Origin of the sequence: Lysinibacillus telephonicus, from assembly GCF_039654155.1 — a bacterium.
Classification (GTDB): domain Bacteria; phylum Bacillota; class Bacilli; order Bacillales_A; family Planococcaceae; genus Ureibacillus; species Ureibacillus telephonicus.
Genome location: NZ_CP155468.1, coordinates 3,741,572 through 3,762,500, shown reverse-complemented (window position 1 = coordinate 3,762,500; position 20,929 = coordinate 3,741,572). Strand labels below are relative to the sequence as shown.

Below are 20,929 nucleotides of genomic sequence, written 5' to 3'. Positions count from 1 at the left end.
TGCGTAATAGCTCACTGGTCGAGTGACGCTGCGCCGAAAATGTATCGGGGCTAAACGATTCACCGAAGCTGTGGATTGACATCTTTGATGTCAGTGGTAGGAGAGCGTTCTAAGTGCGTTGAAGTCAGACCGGAAGGACTGGTGGAGCGCTTAGAAGTGAGAATGCCGGTATGAGTAGCGAAAGATGGGTGAGAATCCCATCCACCGTATGACTAAGGTTTCCTGAGGAAGGCTCGTCCGCTCAGGGTTAGTCGGGACCTAAGTCGAGGCCGACAGGCGTAGACGATGGACAACAGGTTGATATTCCTGTACCACCTCCCCGCCGTTTGAGTAATGGGGGGACGCAGTAGGATAGGGTAAGCGCGCTGTTGGTTATGCGCGCCCAAGCAGTAAGGCGTGGAAGTAGGCAAATCCGCTTCCTAATACGCCAAGCTGTGATGGGGAGTTCGTATGAGCGAAGTACCTGATTTCACGCTGCCAAGAAAAGCCTCTAGCGAGGCGGGAGGTGCCCGTACCGCAAACCGACACAGGTAGTCGAGGAGAGAATCCTAAGGTGTGCGAGAGAACTCTCGTTAAGGAACTCGGCAAAATGACCCCGTAACTTCGGGAGAAGGGGTGCTCTCGTGAGAGAGCCGCAGTGAATAGGCCCAGGCGACTGTTTAGCAAAAACACAGGTCTCTGCAAAACCGTAAGGTGACGTATAGGGGCTGACGCCTGCCCGGTGCTGGAAGGTTAAGAGGAGGGGTTAGTGGCATCACGAAGCTCTGAATTGAAGCCCCAGTAAACGGCGGCCGTAACTATAACGGTCCTAAGGTAGCGAAATTCCTTGTCGGGTAAGTTCCGACCCGCACGAAAGGCGTAACGATCTGGGCACTGTCTCAACGAGAGACTCGGTGAAATTATAGTACCTGTGAAGATGCAGGTTACCCGCGACAGGACGGAAAGACCCCGTGGAGCTTTACTGTAGCTTGATATTGAATTTTGGCACAACTTGTACAGGATAGGTAGGAGCCAGAGAACTCGGAGCGCCAGCTTCGAGGGAGGCGTCGGTGGGATACTACCCTGGTTGTGTTGAAATTCTAACCCATACCCCTTAGCGGGGTAGGAGACAGTGTCAGGTGGACAGTTTGACTGGGGCGGTCGCCTCCTAAAAGGTAACGGAGGCGCCCAAAGGTTCCCTCAGAATGGTTGGAAATCATTCGTAGAGTGTAAAGGCACAAGGGAGCTTGACTGCGAGACCTACAAGTCGAGCAGGGTCGAAAGACGGGCTTAGTGATCCGGTGGTTCCGCATGGAAGGGCCATCGCTCAACGGATAAAAGCTACCCCGGGGATAACAGGCTTATCTCCCCCAAGAGTCCACATCGACGGGGAGGTTTGGCACCTCGATGTCGGCTCATCGCATCCTGGGGCTGTAGTCGGTCCCAAGGGTTGGGCTGTTCGCCCATTAAAGCGGTACGCGAGCTGGGTTCAGAACGTCGTGAGACAGTTCGGTCCCTATCCGTCGTGGGCGTAGGAAATTTGAGAGGAGCTGTCCTTAGTACGAGAGGACCGGGATGGACACACCGCTGGTGTACCAGTTGTCTTGCCAAAGGCATCGCTGGGTAGCTATGTGTGGACGGGATAAGTGCTGAAAGCATCTAAGCATGAAGCCCCCCTCAAGATGAGATTTCCCATTACGCAAGTAAGTAAGATCCCTCAAAGACGATGAGGTAGATAGGTTCGAGGTGGAAGTGTGGCGACACATGGAGCTGACGAATACTAATCGATCGAGGACTTAACCAAAATTTTGAACGCATTCAATGTCTTTATCCAGTTTTGAGAGAACAAGTAATTTGAAGCATAAAAACGCTAAAAAAAGGGTTGAAAATGCTTTCAAATATGTTATAATAAATCTTGTCTCAATTAAGTGAGTCTAGTGATGATGGCAAAGAGGTCACACCCGTTCCCATACCGAACACGGAAGTTAAGCTCTTTAGCGCCGATGGTAGTTGGGGGCTTCCCCCTGTGAGAGTAGGACGTTGCTAGGCTTCCATAAAAATATTCCGAAGTAGCTCAGTGGTAGAGCAATCGGCTGTTAACCGATCGGTCGTAGGTTCGAGTCCTACCTTCGGAGCCATATGGGGAAGTACTCAAGAGGCTGAAGAGGCGCCCCTGCTAAGGGTGTAGGTCGGGTAACCGGCGCGAGGGTTCAAATCCCTCCTTCTCCGCCATACATAATGTTTTGGCCCGTTGGTCAAGTGGTTAAGACACCGCCCTTTCACGGCGGTAACACGGGTTCGAATCCCGTACGGGTCACCATTTGAATTAAAATCCAGTTGGAGGATTAGCTCAGCTGGGAGAGCACCTGCCTTACAAGCAGGGGGTCGGCGGTTCGAGCCCGTCATCCTCCACCATATGATTTATAATTGTATGGTATAATAGAATAACTGAGATTAATATTGCATTATTATTATCGCGGGGTGGAGCAGTTCGGTAGCTCGTCGGGCTCATAACCCGAAGGTCACAGGTTCAAATCCTGTCCCCGCAACCAAAAGGTCCCGTGGTGTAGCGGTTAACATGCCTGCCTGTCACGCAGGAGATCGCCGGTTCGATCCCGGTCGGGACCGCCATTTTAATAAATGAAAACATATGGGTCGATAGCTCAGTTGGTAGAGCATTTGACTGAAGCTCAAAGTGTCGGCGGTTCGATTCCGTCTCGACCCACCATATGTTGCCGGTTTAGCTCAGCAGGTAGAGCAACTGACTTGTAATCAGTAGGTCGTGGGTTCGATTCCTATAGCCGGCACCATTTATCTGGAGGGGTAGCGAAGTGGCTAAACGCGGCGGACTGTAAATCCGCTCCTTCGGGTTCGGCGGTTCGAATCCGTCCCCCTCCACCATTTTTAAAAATAGGGGCATAGTTCAACGGTAGAATAGAGGTCTCCAAAACCTTTGGTGTGGGTTCGATTCCTACTGCCCCTGCCAATTTTTTTATTTAAAAACTATAAGCATTATGGCGATTGTGGCGAAGTGGTTAACGCACCGGATTGTGGTTCCGGCATTCGTGGGTTCGATTCCCATCAGTCGCCCCATCCTTTAGCTTAATAGTAAAATTTAAATTCATAATGCTGTATTGGCGGCTGTGGCGAAGTGGTTAACGCATCGGATTGTGGTTCCGACATTCGTGGGTTCGATTCCCATCAGCCGCCCCATATAAAATTTAAAACTAAACTTTTACGATAATATTTTTGGGGTATAGCCAAGCGGTAAGGCAACGGATTTTGATTCCGTCATGCCCAGGTTCGAATCCTGGTACCCCAGCCATTTTCGCGGAAGTAGTTCAGCGGTAGAACACCACCTTGCCAAGGTGGGGGTCGCGGGTTCGAACCCCGTCTTCCGCTCCAAAAAATTTCGGCGGCATAGCCAAGTGGTAAGGCACGGGTCTGCAACACCCTTATCACCGGTTCGAATCCGGTTGCCGCCTCCAGATTTTTAAATCGGTAAATCCGATATTTTTTTTACATTTTTTTAATATGCCGGTGTGGCGGAATTGGCAGACGCGCACGACTCAAAATCGTGTTCCTTCTGGAGTGTCGGTTCGACCCCGACCACCGGTATCTTTTAGTTATTTTGCGTTAAGTTAAGAAATTCTAAATTGCCCACAAACCCTTGATTTAAAAGAGTTTGTGGGATTTTCTTATTTTTGAGAATAAGATAGAAAACGATAGGTTTTTAAATTTTTTTACACATATTTTACACAACCATTTCTTCAAAAGTCCTCATACTCAATTCCTCATCTTCAATTCGTAATTCTTTAAGAACATGAGTATATACCTTCAGTGTTGTTTCTATATCACCATGACCTAATCGTTCACTCACATAATGAATAGATGCTTTTTTATAGAGCAATATACTACCATGAGTATGTCGTAATCCATGAATAGTAATAGAATGTATTTTTAATTCATCTAATACTTTCTTAAGTAACTTATTAGCATTTGTATTGCTAATGACTTTGTATTTTGAAGAGGGACTGTAAAACACTAATTGGTCAATATTTGTAGGAGTGGATTTAAATAACCTTGCAAAATAATTCATTGTTTTAATATCCATCTTAATAGTCCGGTTGGATTGCTCATTTTTAGTTGGACCGAATCCTTTTGGAGAGTTCTTTTTGTAGCCCCATGTTTTATTGATACTTATTGTATTATTAACAAAGTCAAAATCTTTTCTAGTAAGACCAATAAGTTCCTCATAGCGCATTCCCGAAGTGATTGCGAGTAGCAATAATGAGTATCCTAGTCCTTCATTAAGTCTACTCCATATTTTTTGTAACAATCGCTCACTTTCTACAAAACTTAAATGTTTTTCAGTGGACTTTTTTGCTTGAACTGTCCAAGTGATTTCAGTTTTTCTTGTGAAATTGATTTGTATTATTTGTTCCTCAATGGCATCTTTTACACATGCTTTGACGTGTCCATTGATTTTGGAAACTGTTTCTTTTGCTTTATTTTTCCCAAGCCAGTTTAAGAACATTTGATAGTCTTGCCTTTTAATATCTTGGATAGGTTTACCTTGAAAAAAGTTCTTAATAGCTTTTAACGAATACTTATAATGCTCTAGTGTTACAAGACTAACTCTAGGTTCTTTATAGAGTTTTATCCAATTCTCGAAGTACTCCTCAAAGGACATCGCTTTTATTTGGGGTACCAAACCCTTTTTTAAATTAGTTTCTACTTCTGCTGCAGCAATTTGGGCTTCTTTTTTAGTACGGTAACCACTTTTTCGAATAAGTTTCTGCTTATCGTTGATAACATTACTAATAGTAAATTGCCAGGACTTTCCTCTCTGTTGAAAACTCGCCATAATATCACCCCTGAATAATTTTAGGTAGACGAGTGAAATAACGGTTCACTCGAATGATAAAGGTAAAGTAATTAAATGTATAGTCTAATAATTTGAGTGTTTATCTACTTTCTGAAAAAATAGTATGGAAATGTTGGTCTAAAAATTCAGCCATTTTTTGTGCATGAAATGACCATGTTTGTCCTTTGGATTTGGGGTAATATACAAAACCATCGTTTTCGACATCTAAGATTTTTCGAAATTTATTTGGATAAAGAATATTTTCTTTAATCCATTCCTGTTTTTTATTAACTTGATTTTCTAAATCCTTCATAGTCCAGTACTTACCTAATAATTTCTGCTTTTCCAGTTCCATAAGTTCAACTTTGGTAATTATTACCAAATCATCAGGAACAATAACATCGACATTTAGCTTTAGAGTTTGCATATATTTACAACCACCTTTTAATAGATTGGTAGTTTTTTTAAAACCACCTAAGTGGTATAAACAAACTCTTGTTACAACACCTAAATTCGAAAAAAAATATCCACCTCAAATGCATGTTTGAGGTGGATATTTTATAAACACTGAAAATAGTTAAAAAAAATTAATACTTAATTATAATTTCATTCTCTTTTCATCATGTAATAAAATCTTAACTTCTATTTTTTATTATTTAATTGTTCTGTACTTTTTGTTTATATAGAAATAAATATAAGTCAAGAAAATTTCTATAATTTAGGAAGTAGAATGGGAAAATTATTATTTTAAATAAGAACCAATAACACAAAAGGGAGGGTTAGATATGCCGAACATTAACAAGAACACTCAAATTCAAATGACGGCAGTACACAAAAGAAAAAAGTCTATAAAACGTACTTTTAATTTGGTAATCTCAGGATTGTTATTCAGTTCAATGCTTCTAACTAATTTGGGCATCACAGGGGTTCCTACAGCAGAAGCAAGTACCACAAATAAAACTGTTTCTATAGAAATTCAAACCAATTCCTATGATAAAGATGAATTAATATCAAATTTAGATTTAGCACAAAAAGTGATTGAAGAAAATGGATTAACAAGAAATAGCCTCCGAAAACTTCATTCTAATCTAACTCAGATTGAAGAAAGATTTAATGAAATCGAATCGAAGGTTGTCCTTAGAAATCTAATTTCGAATACTGGGAAAACACTTACTAATGCGAACTCACAAAATTCACTTAGAAAAAGTAATGAATTTATAGAATCCTTAGATGTAATTGAAAGATTAAAAGGACGATTAGGATTGGTGGCTTCAAATTCTCCATCAATAACCTTTTCGGTTAACCAAAATAACCAAAGAAACCAACCGAACCAACTATCTTTACAAGCAGTAGCAAATACGTTAATCAAACCATCACAGAACAATAAGATAGGTAATATAACAGTTAAATATGGTCGTCATGACTATGCAAGTAACAACCAAGCAGAATATAACAAAGTTATGGAAATTATAAGCAAAGCCATCAACGCTCATTATAACCAAATCTCTTTTGGTGGAAAGTATGCTCAGTATTATGAAGAGTATTTAAACGGAGAAAGATATAATGGAAATCGTAGAGATAGAACAGAGAAGAATATAGGTTTGTTCTATGCTGATTCGAGTATCGGTGATTTAGTAAATGAAGGGGTAAGTGAGGAAGAAATAAAGAAACTATGGAAAGCAGCAGTTATTGCAAATGAATTATACAAATTCAAACCTGATACAAAGGGAAATGGTGCTACTAAGTCTGCTTATGATACGTTGGTTTTAGAGACTACTGATTGCGATGCGACAGCTCAAGTAATCTCAGCAGTATTTGATTCTATGGGGTACAATACAATGATATTTGGTACGCAAGTACATGTTGAGGCATATGTTGAAATTAAGGGTAACTGGTATAACATTGGGGCGGATTCTTTCACCAAAGTGGATATTGAGAAAGCAAAGAAAAAGGGGTACTTTGTTTTTACTGAATCAACTTACAAATGATTTTTAATTAAAAATGAGAAATAAGCATAGAGAAATGAGGACGGTGTTCTACAATGACACTGTCCTTTAATTTGTTTATTTATTAATAAATTTCTAGAGAAGCACCATTTTCTAAGATAAATTTCAACATCCAATTTATAAGAGTACAAGTACAAAAATCAATTTACCAAGAGCCAGAACAATAATTAGATGTACTTGTAATACAAATATAGTTTGGAGGTTAAAACATGATTAGAAGTATCACAAAATCTGTAATAGCAACTACCTTAATTTTCTCTGTACTTTCATCTTCGGTATATGCAAGCGAGATTATTAACATCGGAGAAAGAAAAGAAACAGAAAACGAAACAAATAACATCAAAACGGTCAGTACAGAAGACAGAGTACAAAGTCTAGATACACAAATCGACCAAACCCCTTCTGAGCTAGAAACTCCTGTAGATACAATTAGCCCAGAATCTAATGTGGAGGAATATGTTATTTCAGAAGGACTTCCAGAGGAATCACCCAATAAAGAAGTTGTTAATGAAGAGTTAGCTGAACAAATAGTGAACAATCAAATCATTATTGATAAAACAGATAGAACAGTAAAAGATGGTATTCATGTTGATGTATATTATCCATCTACATCTGACAATATGTATATTCCTGAATTTACTGTTGAGCTTTGGTCATTGGAAAACGAGTTAATTAGTACAGTAGTTGGTAACAGTGAGAATTATGATAGTAATAAAGGGGTATTTCATTTATTTTTTAATCATCAAGGGTTTAAACTTGGTGACAAATTTGCATTAATTCCCAGAAAAATGGATAGCTCAATTAACTATCTTGAGATTGACGACTACCAATTGAAAGCAAACACGTACCATATTATCGAGATTGAACCTTTCGATTATTACGATGACGAGGAAACGGTTTATAAAGATTTAACAGGAACAGATTTAAATCCTTTTGCATTAAAATTAAATACAAGTAGTAACAAAATAGGATTAATCTTAACAGATGAATCTGGTAACAAATTAAAAAACTTCCCAATCGAAGTGAAACTATTAGAGGGAAAAGGAACTAAAGAAATTATTTCAGATAACAATGGTATTGCGTGGTTAGATAGTAAGGACTTATCTTGGAAGTTCTTAGTATCTTCAAAAGACAAGGTTGTTAAGAATGGGGTAAATGGAAAAGCAGAGATTAAATTACCAACTTCAGTTATAACTGGTGAACAAGATTCTATCCTAACCTTCCCAATAATGTTTAAGGATGAACAAACAAATAGTGTAATTTCGATAAATCTAAACATTGAAGGTAACACAGAATTATCAACACCATGGGCAGAAGTAAATATTAAGTTATCAAATGGTCAGAACGTTAGTACTCATACGATTACACCTGAAGTAGATACACTCTACGGCATCGAAGATGGTATTTATAAAGTAGAGGTCTTAGATGGAAAGTATGCTACTGCAAAAGTAAAGTCTAGTACTTTAAAAGTAAGTAGGGGTAAAGGAACTCTAAATGTTACTATTTCTCCAAAGCATACTCTTGCAATCGACAAAGATGGTAAGGAGTACAATTTTTCAATTATAAACGTGGATGGGATTTCAGCTAAAGAATTCAAAGGTAAAGACCTTCAAAATTTTGCAGTAACACCCGGAGAATCATATATGATAAAGGATAATGAATCCGGTAATGTTTATAATGTCAACATTGACCCTCAGGCTCCTCTAACAAAGTTAGTTTTAGGTGTAGGAGTAGTGTTCTGGGGTGATGCAACTGCACCACATACTGGTGACAGCATCATCTATTTTATCATCGCCTTTGCAGTTTTTCTTGCAGCGGGGGTAGGTTTATTAATCTATGATAAAAATAAGAGAGTTAAGAATACAACATCGACCTTTCTACTGATTGGTGTTATATTAACTTTGAATTTTTCTCTATTCTCACCTATTGAAGCGAATGCATCATCAAACATTGGTGGAGCACCACCTGCATCCGGAGGAGGTACTAGTACAACCCCAGCAGGAGCTTTCCAAGTGTCAGATAAAGTATCTGTTCTTCAAGTAGGTTTTATAATAAATAAAGAAAAAGGAAAAAATTGCTTTGAAACATTAGAGCCAACTGAGGAAAGACAAGATTGTTATATTTTATCTGATGCATCGAATAAAAAGGATTTTGAAGACCAATTCAAATTTGATTTTGAGAAAACAATGTTTTATATGGCTCCAAATAAAAATTATGACCAACTTCTTAAAGATAACGGTTCAGCTCTAATTAGCTTTGAACGAGGCGGTGCGAATAGTAAGGTAAGAACTTTATACGGTAAAAATCCGCTGTATAAAAACAGTTCTGTAGGTGAACCTCATTCTAAGTTAGAGAATAAGATTCTTCCTTATGCTGATTTAGGAAGGGGTAATAAGAATCGATTTGTATCAATTATGGCTGAGGCGCTTTACAATATTGAACCAAATAATTCTAACAGAACAATAGCAGGACCCGGTGTTGTAGGTAATTCAATCGGAGATTTGATTGAAGAATATGTATTAGATATTTTAGGTTACAACGAGACAGAGTATGATAAGGTAGCACAAGAAGTATTTAATGACTATCTTACATTAGTTCGTGTTAGAGGGGGATTAACAGATGAAGAATATTCATCATACGAACAAATGATGCAAGAAGCATACCGTAATCAAGAAGTGGTGCTGTTTGTCCAAACAATGGTCGGGGTAAGTGTAAAGGACAATAAGAATCCTAATTCAAGGGATTATGCTTTCATGTCTACTCATGATTTAACAGATTGGTATTTATGGGTAATGCAAACAGCGAAACCGAAGAATACTACTTTACAAAAGTTATCTGCAAATAGAGAAGCAGAAGCAGCATCAAAAGGTGGTTCCACTTATGAATCGGATATTTTGAAATCACCATATAAAGAAAATGGTAACATCCCATTCTCAGCAAGAACGTATTTACGTGATAACTATACAAGAACATTAAAACCAATTAGTGATTCAGTAAAGCTAACTACAGATTTGTCAAAGAACCCTTTTGGTGGGTGGGGGTATAATCCTTGGGGGTATCAATCAATAGACCCATTATTGAAACCAGCAATCGATGTTAAATTAGATGTGACAGTATTAGATTTTGAAGGACGAGTTAAGGATAACTTCCAATCACCTGTTAAAGGTTGGGAAGAAACAAATTACAAGTATTTGAATGATTTAACTGGAGAAGATGCAGTAATTAGTGGCGGACTAACAATCAAACATCAAAGTAAAATTTATGATATTCTCCCAGAAGAAAATGTAAAGTTTACATTAATGGATAAGAAAGATAATGAAAATATTAATAAGTTTGAGATGACAAAGAATGCAGTTGGAGAAGATGGTTATATTTCTATCCCTAATAACGCTGAAACATGGGAAATTTACCTTGGTTTCGATACACCTTTACCTCAGGATTTACATGCTTATCTTGGAGGGGATAGTAGTTCCTTATTAGAAAATAAATACGAAGGTCAATTGGAAAATGGTAAGCCTGCTTTCTCGCATGCTCAATTAACACTTTATGTAAAAGTTATGGAGGATACTGGGGTTCCTTATGTTAAGCATGAAATTCCGCAGTGGAGATTATCTAAGTATTTTGAGGATATCTCTCCAAATGAGAAATCTACAGCGGTATTTGAATTAGACCCACCAATTAGTACATTCCGTAGTCCGAAAATTAGTCCTAGCGGTGTAACATTCAACTTAATTGACCCCAAACTGGATAAAACACCTTGGGCAATTAGTAGAGCCAAGTTATATAATGATTCACCATATCGTAAAATCACACCTTATAACTACTTTGCAACATTCAACCTAGCAGGTGACTTATTAGCGGTAAAAGATAACATCTCAGTGAGTAATGTAAAATTAGCATCATGGAAAAATAACTATGACCTATACAATAAACGCATCAATCCAACTACTCAAGGCGCAGTAGAAACTGCTTCTGTAGTTAGAAAGTCGCACACATTTGAGTATAACGTAAAGAGTCCTTATTCGAGATTCGAGTACTCGGAATTACGTACAAGATGTGGTAAAGATGATTGTTGGAGCTACAGATGGGAAGGCGAAGCTAAACAGTCCTACATCCCTTCTTTATACAAAGTAGGGGTAACATTTGAACGTTACTTACCGAAGGAGAGCGTAGCAATCAAACAATTCCCAAAACAAGATGATAAAAAGACAAACGGTTTCTATTGGGAGTCATATCAAGATAAAGCAACTCTAAACGTTAACCCTGAAGTCTTGATGGCTTTTGATGACCAAAACGGAAACACATCAGTAGCATTTGCAGCAGGTGACAGAATGCGCCAAATACAGCCAGTTCACTATAACCAAGCAAGATTCGTAAATGTGAACATTGTTCCTACAGTAACTGGGCAATCGGTAGCAACGGACTCAAATGCAAAACAATTAGCAAGTAGATTAGGTTCAAATGGAAAGCAAGTAATCTACAAAGGTTCTTCCGTAACGAACAATTTTGATGTTAAAGGACAATTGGAGTTCCGCACATTCGCCTTAGATATCGGTAGTTCGGCTCTTAAAAATGTATGGAATAACAGTTCTTACAACACGAACACTGTCTACGAAGAATACATGTCTCGCTACGCAACAAAGCAAGCAGACGGCACATGGTTAGTCAACTTAGGTACAGATGGTAAACTAAAAATCAACAACAAAGATTATGGTGGTCAAAAAGACACGTACCAATTAAAACAAGCTTCTAAAGAAATCGTAGAGCATACATTAGTAGTACGTGGAGGAAAGCTACTATCGGTAGATGGGGTAACAGACTTCTGGAAATTAGATGAAAACTTACGTCTAGCAATCGAACGCATGAAGATTTCAACACCTGTAGGTGATAACATCTTCAACACATTCGAAAGAGAACAAGGTAACCCACTAGGTGAAAACAAAGTAGCTGACCTAGGAAACGCAGTAAGGGGTACAAACGATATGAAGAAAGGTACGAATTGGTATAACGAAGATACAAGTGTCTTGGTTATCCGCGAATATATCACAAAATTCGACTTACCTCAACATAACTATGTCGATAAAGTACCTATGTCAATACCGGGCTTAGAGGCTCCAATTGATATGAACATGTTATTCAGTAAAGGTTATCTTGGGCATACAAAATTAAAATTCCAAGTAGTTGATGCATGGATGGAGTATGATTCATCACAAAAACCAAAATCTTTTGGTGGAGAATACAGTATAGACTATGTAATTGGAAATGTTTCAATTACAGATTCTTTTGACCAGTAATACAGATTTAAGGGAGGGGTTAGTGTTCCTCCCTCTCTATTTGATTTCACAACTTCATTCTTTCGAGTTATAGTATTACAAAAATTGAAAGGATGAATGAATTTGACTAGCATTAAAGAAAGGGCTTTGTTTCTTCGGTTTCCTTGGGCGAAAGTAATTATTCCAGAGATGAGTGAAGATGAAAAGGATTTATTTTTCTATGATTCAGACCCATTAGATTTAACGGAGCAGCAATATCAATTTGTATATAACTGTTTTGAAGAAATTGAAGAATGGTTTAATACAAGAAATATAGACATAGAAGTATCTGTCTTAGGGATTAATGGGGGTAACGAAAATTTAAGAATCCAAATAATAACTAACTATCCTGAAATCCATTTGATTGTCGATAAGTATCAAAAAAATAGCGGAGAAATAAATAGTTGGTTTTAAATGGTGCTGAAAAATCAGCACCTTTTTTCTTATACGCAATATATAAAATACTATTTTCAAAAATACATAACCAATCTAACCACAAAAACCATTTACAACATTTTTATTACAAAAGCTTCTTGTAATTAAGATACATTATTAGAAGAATAGGGGTCAATCTACCAATAAATAGGAGTTTAGAATTAACGGAGCACCATAGTTTTTCTATTAAGACAATCACTCCTTATTTTTGTTTTACATCCTCCCTCAGTATCTTATCTAATTATTGTAATATTCACGTCTCTCAAAATTGCCTACAAGCTCTTTATTTCTTTCAAGGGTAAAATCCCTTTAAAAAGTTTTTTCTCTCCAAAAAAGGGTAGTTAAAGGGTTTGTAATAAGTATATTAGAATATCTTTATTTTTGGGTTTGTTAAAATTGAAAATTTTATAAAAGTTGTTATATAGATGTTTTTGTATTGTAAAATTTTCAATTTTAATATAAAAAAATTTTCCTAGAATAGAAAAAAGATTTGAATTCTATAAAAAAGCATGCTAACATAATACAAATAAAACAGTAAAATATTTACAAAAAAGGCGGGGTTAAAAATGTTATTAGGTTTTATAACTATTGCGGTTTGTTTAACTAGCACTTTGCTTTTAAGTCCTTTATTTGTATTAGGTTTTAAAACAAAATCAAATGTGGTGTTGTACTCTTCATTTTTCGGTGTACTTGCAATTCTTTCGATGGCATGTGGTTTTTTAGCAGGAATTCACGCATAAAGGAGCAGGATAGAAATGGGAAATGTTTATGGTTACATGAAACTCCGGAACCAACGAGAACTTGAATTGTTTGAAGTCTATCAAAGTACAGAGGGTAAGCATATAGACAACTTATACTTTGATATTGTTTTAGGGAAAACTTCATCTAATCAAAAGCTAAATGAAATGTTAGACCAATTAAGAAAAGATGACTTAGTACTTATCAAATCTTTTTCAAATGTAACTACCTCACTTCAAGAACTACGTGATTTCTTATACGTAGTTCATAATATTGGGGGGAAAATAGACATTTTAAAGAAAGCATCAGGTGAACAAATCTTTTGTTCTGATGAGGGGTATAAATATTTAGAACAATTTTTAATCCTACAAGCGCAAATGGAATCAAAGAAAAATAAAATATTGATTACTTCAGACACAAAAAAAGAAAAATTACTAAGTGAAATTTATTCAGTATTTTTAAGACAACAAGAAGGTTTGATTTCATCTGAACAAGCAGCTGAAGAACTACAGATTAATGTGGGATCTTATTACAAATTTGCACAGCAATTAAATACCTAAAGTAAAAAAGTATAGAGGAGATGCATACAATGCTTACCTTCAGTGTTAATGACTGTTTAGATTACGAAACAAAAGAAGAAGTTCTAAGGAAAATTGATGAGAACAGAAATATTAAAACACCGGAAGTAATGTTAGCTTTAAGTGAAATGTATATAAAAAGTGTTGAAGGTAAATTAGAAAGTACTGAAAATATTGCAGCTTTTGGTAAAGCCATAGAAAGAAATAATCGACTTGCTAAGCAGAAAAGAGAGATTTCAATTCTTACAGAAGAGGATTTAAAACAAGGGTTCTCAGGTATTTCTGAAGCAGCTTTAGTTGCAGAGGTAGATTACACAAAAATTGAAGAAGATATAGACATAGTAGATGAAATTGTACAGTTTAGAGAAGTAGTGCAAAACCTTCTTATAATAGAAGGGGTAAATCTTAATAAAATTATTCAATTATCTTTAACCTGTGATTTTGTAGCCCAAGATAGACTTAAAGATATAATATCAAAGTTCGAACTTCATGAACTGGTTAAGGCTATCTTAAGAAATGTTGAAGCTGTTGAAATTCTGGGACTTAATAAACTTGTAAAACAAGAAGCAAAAACCAATCAAGAAATTTATGGTTTATACGATTTATCAGAACGAGAAATAACAGCAAAGTATGAAAATATGAGATGTGAGAATTACGCATAATCAATCGAACTCAAAATTTAAAACAATAGAGCTGAACTTTTCATAAAAACCAAAAATCAGATTGGGAGGAATAACAATGGAATTACAATCAATCAATATTTCAAACGCAGCATCTATCAAACAAAACATTCAAGATATTCGTAATATGGAAGTTTCAGAAAATTGGTCACTAAAGGAAAAAGATATGCATGTTCTAGCTGTAAATGGTACAGAAATCTTTTCTGGGATAGTAAGAACGAAACATCCAGACTTCCCTTATATTCTGTTTGTCGATGTAATGAATAGCGGTGATGTATTTTGGTACAATACAAAAAAATATGAAGAGCGTATTATAGATAATAAAATAGAACTTAAATTAAAAAATTGTGATAATTGGGTAACTGTATGCAAAGATAATAAGTTTATTCCACATTACGGAAGATATTTATTAAATGGGTATTCATACGTAGGTAAGGATTATTTAAGATATCCTGCAGTTAAATTTAATAGAATTGGAAGGCCAACATTTATTCCAAGAGTGCATCAATTAGTCTCATTGTTTGGTTTTGGAATTGAGACATTCAAATGCTTAGGAAAAAATAGAACACTTGAAATCAACCATATGAATCCAATTATAAAAGATGAGAAAATACAAACCCAAGGACTTGGTCAACTAGAAATCATAACAATTCAAGGAAATAGAGAGCATCGTGACATGTATCGCTATAGAAATATTCTAATTAAAAAACATGGGAAAATCGTATTCAATATTTAATGAATTTAATCTAAAAAAAGGGGTAAGGAGTTTAATTCCTTCCCTTTTTTGGAGGAGGAATTATAATGTTACAGCAAATTAGTAACGAACATTATAAAAAATTATTAACAATATATGAAGCAATTACAAAAACAACATCAAACAGTATACATACGACCAGACGGAGTTATAGGTTGGAAAGCCCTAGAAGATTACTACGAGCCTAATCAAATAAAACCCATAGGAACAAGATGGTATTTCGAATTTGAAGATGGCTTACAGTTTACATGGTTAGATGATAAAGAGTTAGGACTTTGTTAAAAGAGTTTTAATTTAAATTGATATAAAATATCTTAAATTTAATCTTATTGTTTAGATACTGTTTTGGATATTTATGTTAATATTTTAAATAGTAGATGAAAAGTTAAGTAAGGTATAACAAAAGGAGTTGGAATATTGAAGTCCGTTACTAGTAATGTAGATTTTACACATAATGAAGAAGTAATTCATGGTTTTATTCGTATTTATACACAAACAAATGGATATTCCCTGCATTTTACTTACAAAGGTATACCTGTAGGAATAACCTATGATGATGATGAAACAACATATACTATAGTTGGTCAAAAAAACTGTGAATTAATTGATTTATTGGGTGCTGAAAGATTTAAAACTTATCGAAAATATGAGGATGAATTAAAATCACTTGAGAAATATAATATCGTTGTTGCCGACCAAGTATATGGATTTTTCCATACAGAGATTAGTGGAGTTCATATATTAAGAATTAAAATGACAGATGGAACTTCATTAGATGGAGATGGATCAACAATATTCTATGAAGAGACTCGTAGAAGCAAATCTAAGTCCTTACATTACTTAAGAAGTAGAGTTTTGGAACATTATAAACAAACAGGTGCTACTCCAGAACCTGAATTTTTAAAAGCAGATGAAACAGAACTATATCAATCAATGAAAAAATGGTTAGAAGAAAACTCGAAATAGAAATTGGAAATGATTTAAAAGAACAACCAAAAGTCAAAATTCCAAACAAATTTGAAATATCAATTTACATTTTCAAAAGTGATATGGATGTACTATATGATTTTGTATGTATGGTCATTACATGGATAGAAGCCGAGAATAGATTAAAAAAGTATACAATTTTAAATGTTATATTACTGTTAGTAAGAAGAAAATTAACGAAGGAAGATTAAAAATTCCACTCATAAACCATTAACCTTCAAGAGATATTCATTGATGATACAGAATAATTAATGTCGTATTTCAAAGTTATAATTGCGAGATGCTAAAGCAGCATCTCGCAATTTTTTTATAAAATAAAAAGATGAGTTGATATATGTATAAAATTTCAGACTATTAATATAGATTAGCGAGTAAATAATTAGTGCCCATATCATAAATGACAATTTAAGAACGTACAAAAATGCTCGTTTAACCATGTACATTTTTGAACCCCAGTGTATATTACAACTTTACATGGAGGGGCGAGCATGATAGCCTTGTTGGGTCAGCCAGCTCTTGTAATTGCTGGCTTTTGGCTACCGAATCATGCGAGTAGAGGTCTCCATGTCAAGTTGTAATTATTCATGCACATGTATAGAGAAGCACAATTTAAGCGAAAGTGTACATGCTTAGACAAGCAAAAATGTACATTTTGATACGGACATTTATACCCATATCATAAAGTAGATTTTTAGACTGTAGAACTAAGAAGTTAAAGCTGTTTCACATTACTGTTGTTTATGTATTAGAAAACAAGTTTTAATAACTGTTGAAACAGTAGTTCTAGCAGAACAAAAGGATACTTATACAATCTATTTGTTTACAAAAAGCGTTACTTTAATCGGTAGTTTTATAAATTATTAAATCTAATTTTTAAGAGTGGGTTAAATCTATTTATATAATTTCAAGAAAACGTTACATAACATTTTAATTTTTATTAAACAATGTTAATAAATGAAATTATTTTATAAAAGATGAAATAAGTAAAGTTAGATTTATTAAAGAAGGCATTTTTAATATAAAACACTGTTACAGATTACATAATTTTTTATAATAAACCCAATATTCCAACCTTCTTTTATTAAAATTCCTTACAGAACCTTATCTTTATTTATAAAATAGTTAACAACTTTTTAATTCAATTTCAATACAGTTAATTCATCTTCAATAGTGTTATTATCAATAATTACTTAAGAGAATTATGATTATCTTCTTTTGATCCCTCTGTAAAATCTCAACTGGTCGATTATGCTGATTACTAGCGCTTTATACTAAATACCTCCAAGATAAATGCAATTTAGATAGAGACGTCTTTTAAATAACAAAGTAGCATTTAGAACCAGAGCAATCTTTCAAATTGAATCTATTCAGAAATGTTGATTAGTTTTCACTACGTATTTATCCACTTGAAAAAAGCATTTGAAATTCCCAACACTTAAACTAAAAATTATTTATTTTTTTCGAATTAAATTGAATCTAAAAATGACAAATTAATTTTAATTTAGCAGTAGCAACTAGATAAATTTTATAAAGCTGAGGATTTAATACGGGATTAATTTAGCTTTTCTAATCTTATTATTAGGTTTATGGCTTTCCTGTCCTTCTTCCTTCTTACTAAAATACTCTACATCCTAAAAAATATATGGGATTTCGGTAAATAAAAAGAAAGGCCAGATATGGGAGTTCCTTATTCCTAATTCTAATTAAATTAAATCCTCATATTTAGAAAAGGAGGCTTTTAGCAATGAGTTTAGATACTGAAGAAAAATCGCAAAATAGTAATAATGTTAAAAGCAAAAGAGTTTGGAAGAAAGTATATGATTTTATTACTTTATTAGACAGAAAGATAAAAACAGGGGAGTTAGTACTAGAAGAAAAGTTACTATTAAAATCTAAGATTCAAGCATACTTTGAAATTTACCGTTTCATTGAACTCTACCCACTCTGGTCAAAGACACCAAAATCTGCTGAAGAAAAACTAAAACTTTGGTTAAATCAATCATCTCGTAAAACTACGATATCAAAAAAAGAAAAAACTGCTATTCGAGTATCAAATTATCGCTTAAATGAAGAAATGACACAAAAAATTGGAGTTACGACTCTAGATGCTATTAATAATTGCGAGTCTCTTGATGAATTAAAAGAAATTATGGATAAATTCAGAAATTGTTCAGGTATTCGAAATCTTAAAAAGAGTTACCTCATAGATTTATTAGCTTTTTGTAAAAGTGGTTTGACTTCAAAGAGCAGTAATCAACATTACTTAGTAGAGTTGTTCTCTAAACTTGTACCAAATAATCAAGGTATACCACTAGTAAAATTATTTTACCTATACCAAGTGAATCAAGATAGATTTAGTAACCAATACGGTCAAGAAGATAAAGTTAAGAAATCATTATTAGAAGGGGTATTGTATGATATTGATGAAAAGTTCCGAACAGTCCAAGAAGCTTTCGAATTGTTTTTCAAAGAAGGACTTGAATTCGAGATTGTACTTGCAGCAGTCGAAACAACATTAAAAGAGCTTGAGGAGGGACAGTAACATGGTTTTTAAAGAACTAAAGGAATCTATTAGAAATATAAGTCTAACAATAGCATCTAACAACCTAGACTCGATGTATCTGGATTTAGAGGTAAAGAAACTAGAAGCATTACGACAGATTAAACAATATATCCAAAGTATGGATTGGTTATCTCAGAGTAGAACAAAAGAAAGAATTAGAATGTACTTAATATATGATTGTGACGCGGAAAGAACTGCTCAACACTACAAAATTAAACGCAATACAATGGATGTAGCAGTTAGCTATGCATCCAAAAAGTTAATAGAGCATATTGGTGAGAAAACAATTGAACAAATTACAAATGCTGTAGATGAAAATGAAATCGAAAAAGCGATTGAACGATTTAACATTGGCACACAAAAAATACAAGAAGAAAATTTTTTTCTTACAGGGGTAAAAAAATTATTTCCAAAACCAAAGAGAAATAAGTTCATGTTATTGGCTGAATGTGAACAAGAATTGATTTTATTATTGAGTCTATCAAATTTCACAATTGAACATCAAATATCTAAAGTCGATAAAGAGAAGTTATCCCACCTTCTTAGCTTTTTAGAAAGTAATTCCCCTTCACATGAAAAGGATGTGTTGAATTATTTATTAAGAGGAGAATTGGTAAATCGAGAAGAAGGGATAGTTAATATTAAATCTCAGGTAACCAAGGCATTAGAAGTATTGAACAGTGGGAATTTCTATAAGGAGGGGTAATAGTGTCGAGTGTAGAACAATTTCATTTTCTTGAAGATCAAATCCAACAACTAGATATAACTGAACTTTTAAGAGTTGCATCCCAGCCTTATTCAGATAGTAACTGGGTTCATCTAGTTTATTCAGCTGTTTGTTCGACACTTCACTCAGATATTGGTGAATTTTATGACAGTAGGTTCAACCAAACTAATAGTGAGGAACTAAATAAACATATAAAGGTTGTAAAATGTTGTTTTTCCCCCACTTCTTTTAAAAGTAGGGGAATAGTTATCGATTCAAAAGAATTTAGGTTTTTATTTAGAGATAGATTTTTAGAAGGTATTGGGGTGTATACAGTTTTTCTTGAAAAAGACTGTTATGAGATTACAAAGAGTCTAACCATAAAAAGGATTATAGAGCATTCAATAATAGCGAATCCTTGTAATAAGATATTTTTAGCACTTGTACCCCCATCCCAACAAAATTGGGAGTTAGTTCATATAGAGTTAAAGAAACCAACTATATATCCATCGCACCTACCACATTTTCTCAAAGCAAAAGCCCAAATTTTTAATAATCCACAAAGATTAATCCAATCAATAATTAGTGGTAGGAAAATAACTAGTATTGACCACATCGAATTTACAACAAGAATAGCATTGTAAAAATAAAGTCGTAACCTTTGATAAACTAAGCATTATTTTATGTTATTTTAATTAGACTTTATATAATTAACTGCCAGATAAATAACATAAATCGATACACCAGCAATATGTATTCAAAATTTAATATGTAGAAAATAGTTAGGAGTAGGTTGTTTAAAAAGCAACTTACTCTTTTAATTTTCTGATTAATTTTCAAAATCTATCAAATCCCTTTTATTTTTACACTATTTTGCTGAATAAGTTTATTACAAGTGTGAAGGGAGGCACACTGAATGGAACATAGTTATAAAGACTTTACAATAGGGGTTGAAATAGAATTCACAGGGGTGACTAGGGAAACAGCAGCAAAATTAGTAGAAGAATACTTTGAAACAACAAAAGTACATCTTGGTGGAAGTTATGATACTTATAGAATTTTCGATACAAAAGGGAGACCGTGGAAAATAGTAAGAGATTCGTCGATAATACCTCAAAATAACCAAAATGGTGAAATAGATGGAGAATTTCAATGTGAATTAGTCAGTCCAATTCTTAAATATGAAGATATTAAAACTCTTCAAAGATTATATACACACTTAAGATACAGAGGGGGTGTGTATTGCATAATAAAAGTGCAGACTAGTGCAACGAATTTGTACAGAGTCTAGCACTTTTTTAGTGCAAAAAAATAGACTTGCCAG

Annotated in this window: 15 protein-coding genes, 16 tRNA genes and 2 rRNA genes (1 of these 33 only partly in view); 31 read left to right on the top strand and 2 right to left on the bottom strand. The window is 34.7% G+C overall.

Annotated elements, in window-relative coordinates:
• The 18 genes from MKY04_RS18320 to MKY04_RS18235 form a co-directional block, all read left to right on the top strand.
• A 23S ribosomal RNA gene (locus tag MKY04_RS18320) occupies positions 1–1,783 on the top strand; it begins 1,139 nt to the left of the window's first position.
• A gap of 129 nt (positions 1,784–1,912) precedes the next feature.
• Positions 1,913–2,028 (top strand): 5S ribosomal RNA (gene rrf, locus MKY04_RS18315).
• Between the two features lie 14 nt (positions 2,029–2,042).
• Positions 2,043–2,117: transfer RNA gene (locus MKY04_RS18310), tRNA-Asn, on the top strand.
• Between the two features lie 3 nt (positions 2,118–2,120).
• Positions 2,121–2,211 (top strand) — tRNA-Ser (locus MKY04_RS18305).
• Between the two features lie 13 nt (positions 2,212–2,224).
• Positions 2,225–2,299: transfer RNA gene (locus tag MKY04_RS18300), tRNA-Glu, on the top strand.
• Between the two features lie 19 nt (positions 2,300–2,318).
• A tRNA-Val gene (locus MKY04_RS18295) sits at positions 2,319–2,394 on the top strand.
• Positions 2,395–2,454: 60 nt separating this feature from the next.
• Positions 2,455–2,531 (top strand) — tRNA-Met (locus tag MKY04_RS18290).
• Positions 2,532–2,534: 3 nt separating this feature from the next.
• Positions 2,535–2,610, top strand: a tRNA-Asp gene (locus tag MKY04_RS18285).
• A 21-nt stretch (positions 2,611–2,631) separates the two neighbouring features.
• Positions 2,632–2,707 (top strand) — tRNA-Phe (locus MKY04_RS18280).
• A gap of 6 nt (positions 2,708–2,713) precedes the next feature.
• Positions 2,714–2,789 (top strand) — tRNA-Thr (locus MKY04_RS18275).
• A gap of 7 nt (positions 2,790–2,796) precedes the next feature.
• Positions 2,797–2,880: transfer RNA gene (locus MKY04_RS18270), tRNA-Tyr, on the top strand.
• An 11-nt stretch (positions 2,881–2,891) separates the two neighbouring features.
• Positions 2,892–2,965 (top strand) — tRNA-Trp (locus tag MKY04_RS18265).
• A 31-nt stretch (positions 2,966–2,996) separates the two neighbouring features.
• A tRNA-His gene (locus tag MKY04_RS18260) sits at positions 2,997–3,072 on the top strand.
• A 44-nt stretch (positions 3,073–3,116) separates the two neighbouring features.
• Positions 3,117–3,192 (top strand) — tRNA-His (locus MKY04_RS18255).
• A gap of 37 nt (positions 3,193–3,229) precedes the next feature.
• Positions 3,230–3,304, top strand: a tRNA-Gln gene (locus MKY04_RS18250).
• 5 nt (positions 3,305–3,309) lie between these two features.
• A tRNA-Gly gene (locus tag MKY04_RS18245) sits at positions 3,310–3,384 on the top strand.
• A gap of 9 nt (positions 3,385–3,393) precedes the next feature.
• A tRNA-Cys gene (locus MKY04_RS18240) sits at positions 3,394–3,467 on the top strand.
• Positions 3,468–3,515: 48 nt separating this feature from the next.
• A tRNA-Leu gene (locus MKY04_RS18235) sits at positions 3,516–3,597 on the top strand.
• 136 nt (positions 3,598–3,733) lie between these two features.
• Here the strand turns inward: MKY04_RS18235 and MKY04_RS18230 are convergent.
• Positions 3,734–4,846 (bottom strand): tyrosine-type recombinase/integrase, encoded by a 1,113-nt coding sequence (locus MKY04_RS18230; RefSeq protein WP_346234914.1) that lies wholly within the window; start codon positions 4,844–4,846, stop codon positions 3,734–3,736.
• Between the two features lie 100 nt (positions 4,847–4,946).
• Positions 4,947–5,273 carry a DUF771 domain-containing protein gene (locus MKY04_RS18225; RefSeq protein WP_346234913.1) on the bottom strand — a complete coding sequence of 109 codons (327 nt, stop codon included), beginning with the start codon at positions 5,271–5,273 and terminating at the stop codon, positions 4,947–4,949.
• 358 nt (positions 5,274–5,631) lie between these two features.
• On the opposite strand from MKY04_RS18225, the gene MKY04_RS18220 reads away from it, so the two are divergent.
• From MKY04_RS18220 to MKY04_RS18160, 13 genes are all read left to right on the top strand, one after another.
• Positions 5,632–6,834 (top strand): hypothetical protein, encoded by a 1,203-nt coding sequence (locus MKY04_RS18220; protein ID WP_346234912.1) that lies wholly within the window; start codon positions 5,632–5,634, stop codon positions 6,832–6,834.
• A 227-nt stretch (positions 6,835–7,061) separates the two neighbouring features.
• Positions 7,062–12,146: a hypothetical protein gene (locus tag MKY04_RS18215; RefSeq protein WP_346234911.1), complete on the top strand. Its 5,085-nt coding sequence runs from the start codon at positions 7,062–7,064 to the stop codon at positions 12,144–12,146.
• 102 nt (positions 12,147–12,248) lie between these two features.
• The gene (locus MKY04_RS18210) at positions 12,249–12,578 is read left to right on the top strand and encodes a hypothetical protein (protein WP_346234910.1); all 330 of its coding nucleotides are present in this window, start codon (positions 12,249–12,251) and stop codon (positions 12,576–12,578) included.
• A gap of 587 nt (positions 12,579–13,165) precedes the next feature.
• Positions 13,166–13,339 (top strand): hypothetical protein, encoded by a 174-nt coding sequence (locus MKY04_RS18205; RefSeq protein WP_346234909.1) that lies wholly within the window; start codon positions 13,166–13,168, stop codon positions 13,337–13,339.
• A gap of 15 nt (positions 13,340–13,354) precedes the next feature.
• Complete coding sequence (locus MKY04_RS18200) at positions 13,355–13,897, top strand: hypothetical protein (protein ID WP_346234908.1); 543 nt, start codon at positions 13,355–13,357, stop codon at positions 13,895–13,897.
• A 29-nt stretch (positions 13,898–13,926) separates the two neighbouring features.
• Positions 13,927–14,577 (top strand): hypothetical protein, encoded by a 651-nt coding sequence (locus tag MKY04_RS18195; RefSeq protein WP_346234907.1) that lies wholly within the window; start codon positions 13,927–13,929, stop codon positions 14,575–14,577.
• Between the two features lie 76 nt (positions 14,578–14,653).
• Positions 14,654–15,331 carry a hypothetical protein gene (locus tag MKY04_RS18190; RefSeq protein ID WP_346234906.1) on the top strand — a complete coding sequence of 226 codons (678 nt, stop codon included), beginning with the start codon at positions 14,654–14,656 and terminating at the stop codon, positions 15,329–15,331.
• Positions 15,332–15,445: 114 nt separating this feature from the next.
• Entirely contained in the window at positions 15,446–15,631 is a 186-nt protein-coding gene (locus MKY04_RS18185; RefSeq protein ID WP_346234905.1) for a hypothetical protein, read from the top strand.
• Positions 15,632–15,766: 135 nt separating this feature from the next.
• Positions 15,767–16,315, top strand: a complete 549-nt coding sequence (locus MKY04_RS18180; protein WP_346234904.1) for a hypothetical protein — start codon at positions 15,767–15,769, stop codon at positions 16,313–16,315.
• Positions 16,316–18,080: 1,765 nt separating this feature from the next.
• On the top strand, positions 18,081–18,878 hold the full coding sequence (locus tag MKY04_RS18175; protein WP_346234903.1) for a hypothetical protein: 798 nt from the start codon (positions 18,081–18,083) through the stop codon (positions 18,876–18,878).
• Between the two features lies 1 nt (position 18,879).
• On the top strand, positions 18,880–19,605 hold the full coding sequence (locus tag MKY04_RS18170) for a hypothetical protein (protein WP_346234902.1): 726 nt from the start codon (positions 18,880–18,882) through the stop codon (positions 19,603–19,605).
• Between the two features lie 2 nt (positions 19,606–19,607).
• A complete protein-coding gene (locus tag MKY04_RS18165; RefSeq protein ID WP_346234901.1) occupies positions 19,608–20,249 on the top strand; it encodes a hypothetical protein in 642 nt (213 codons plus the stop codon).
• Between the two features lie 272 nt (positions 20,250–20,521).
• The gene (locus MKY04_RS18160) at positions 20,522–20,896 is read left to right on the top strand and encodes an amidoligase family protein (protein ID WP_346234900.1); all 375 of its coding nucleotides are present in this window, start codon (positions 20,522–20,524) and stop codon (positions 20,894–20,896) included.
• The last annotated feature ends 33 nt before the right edge of the window (positions 20,897–20,929 follow it).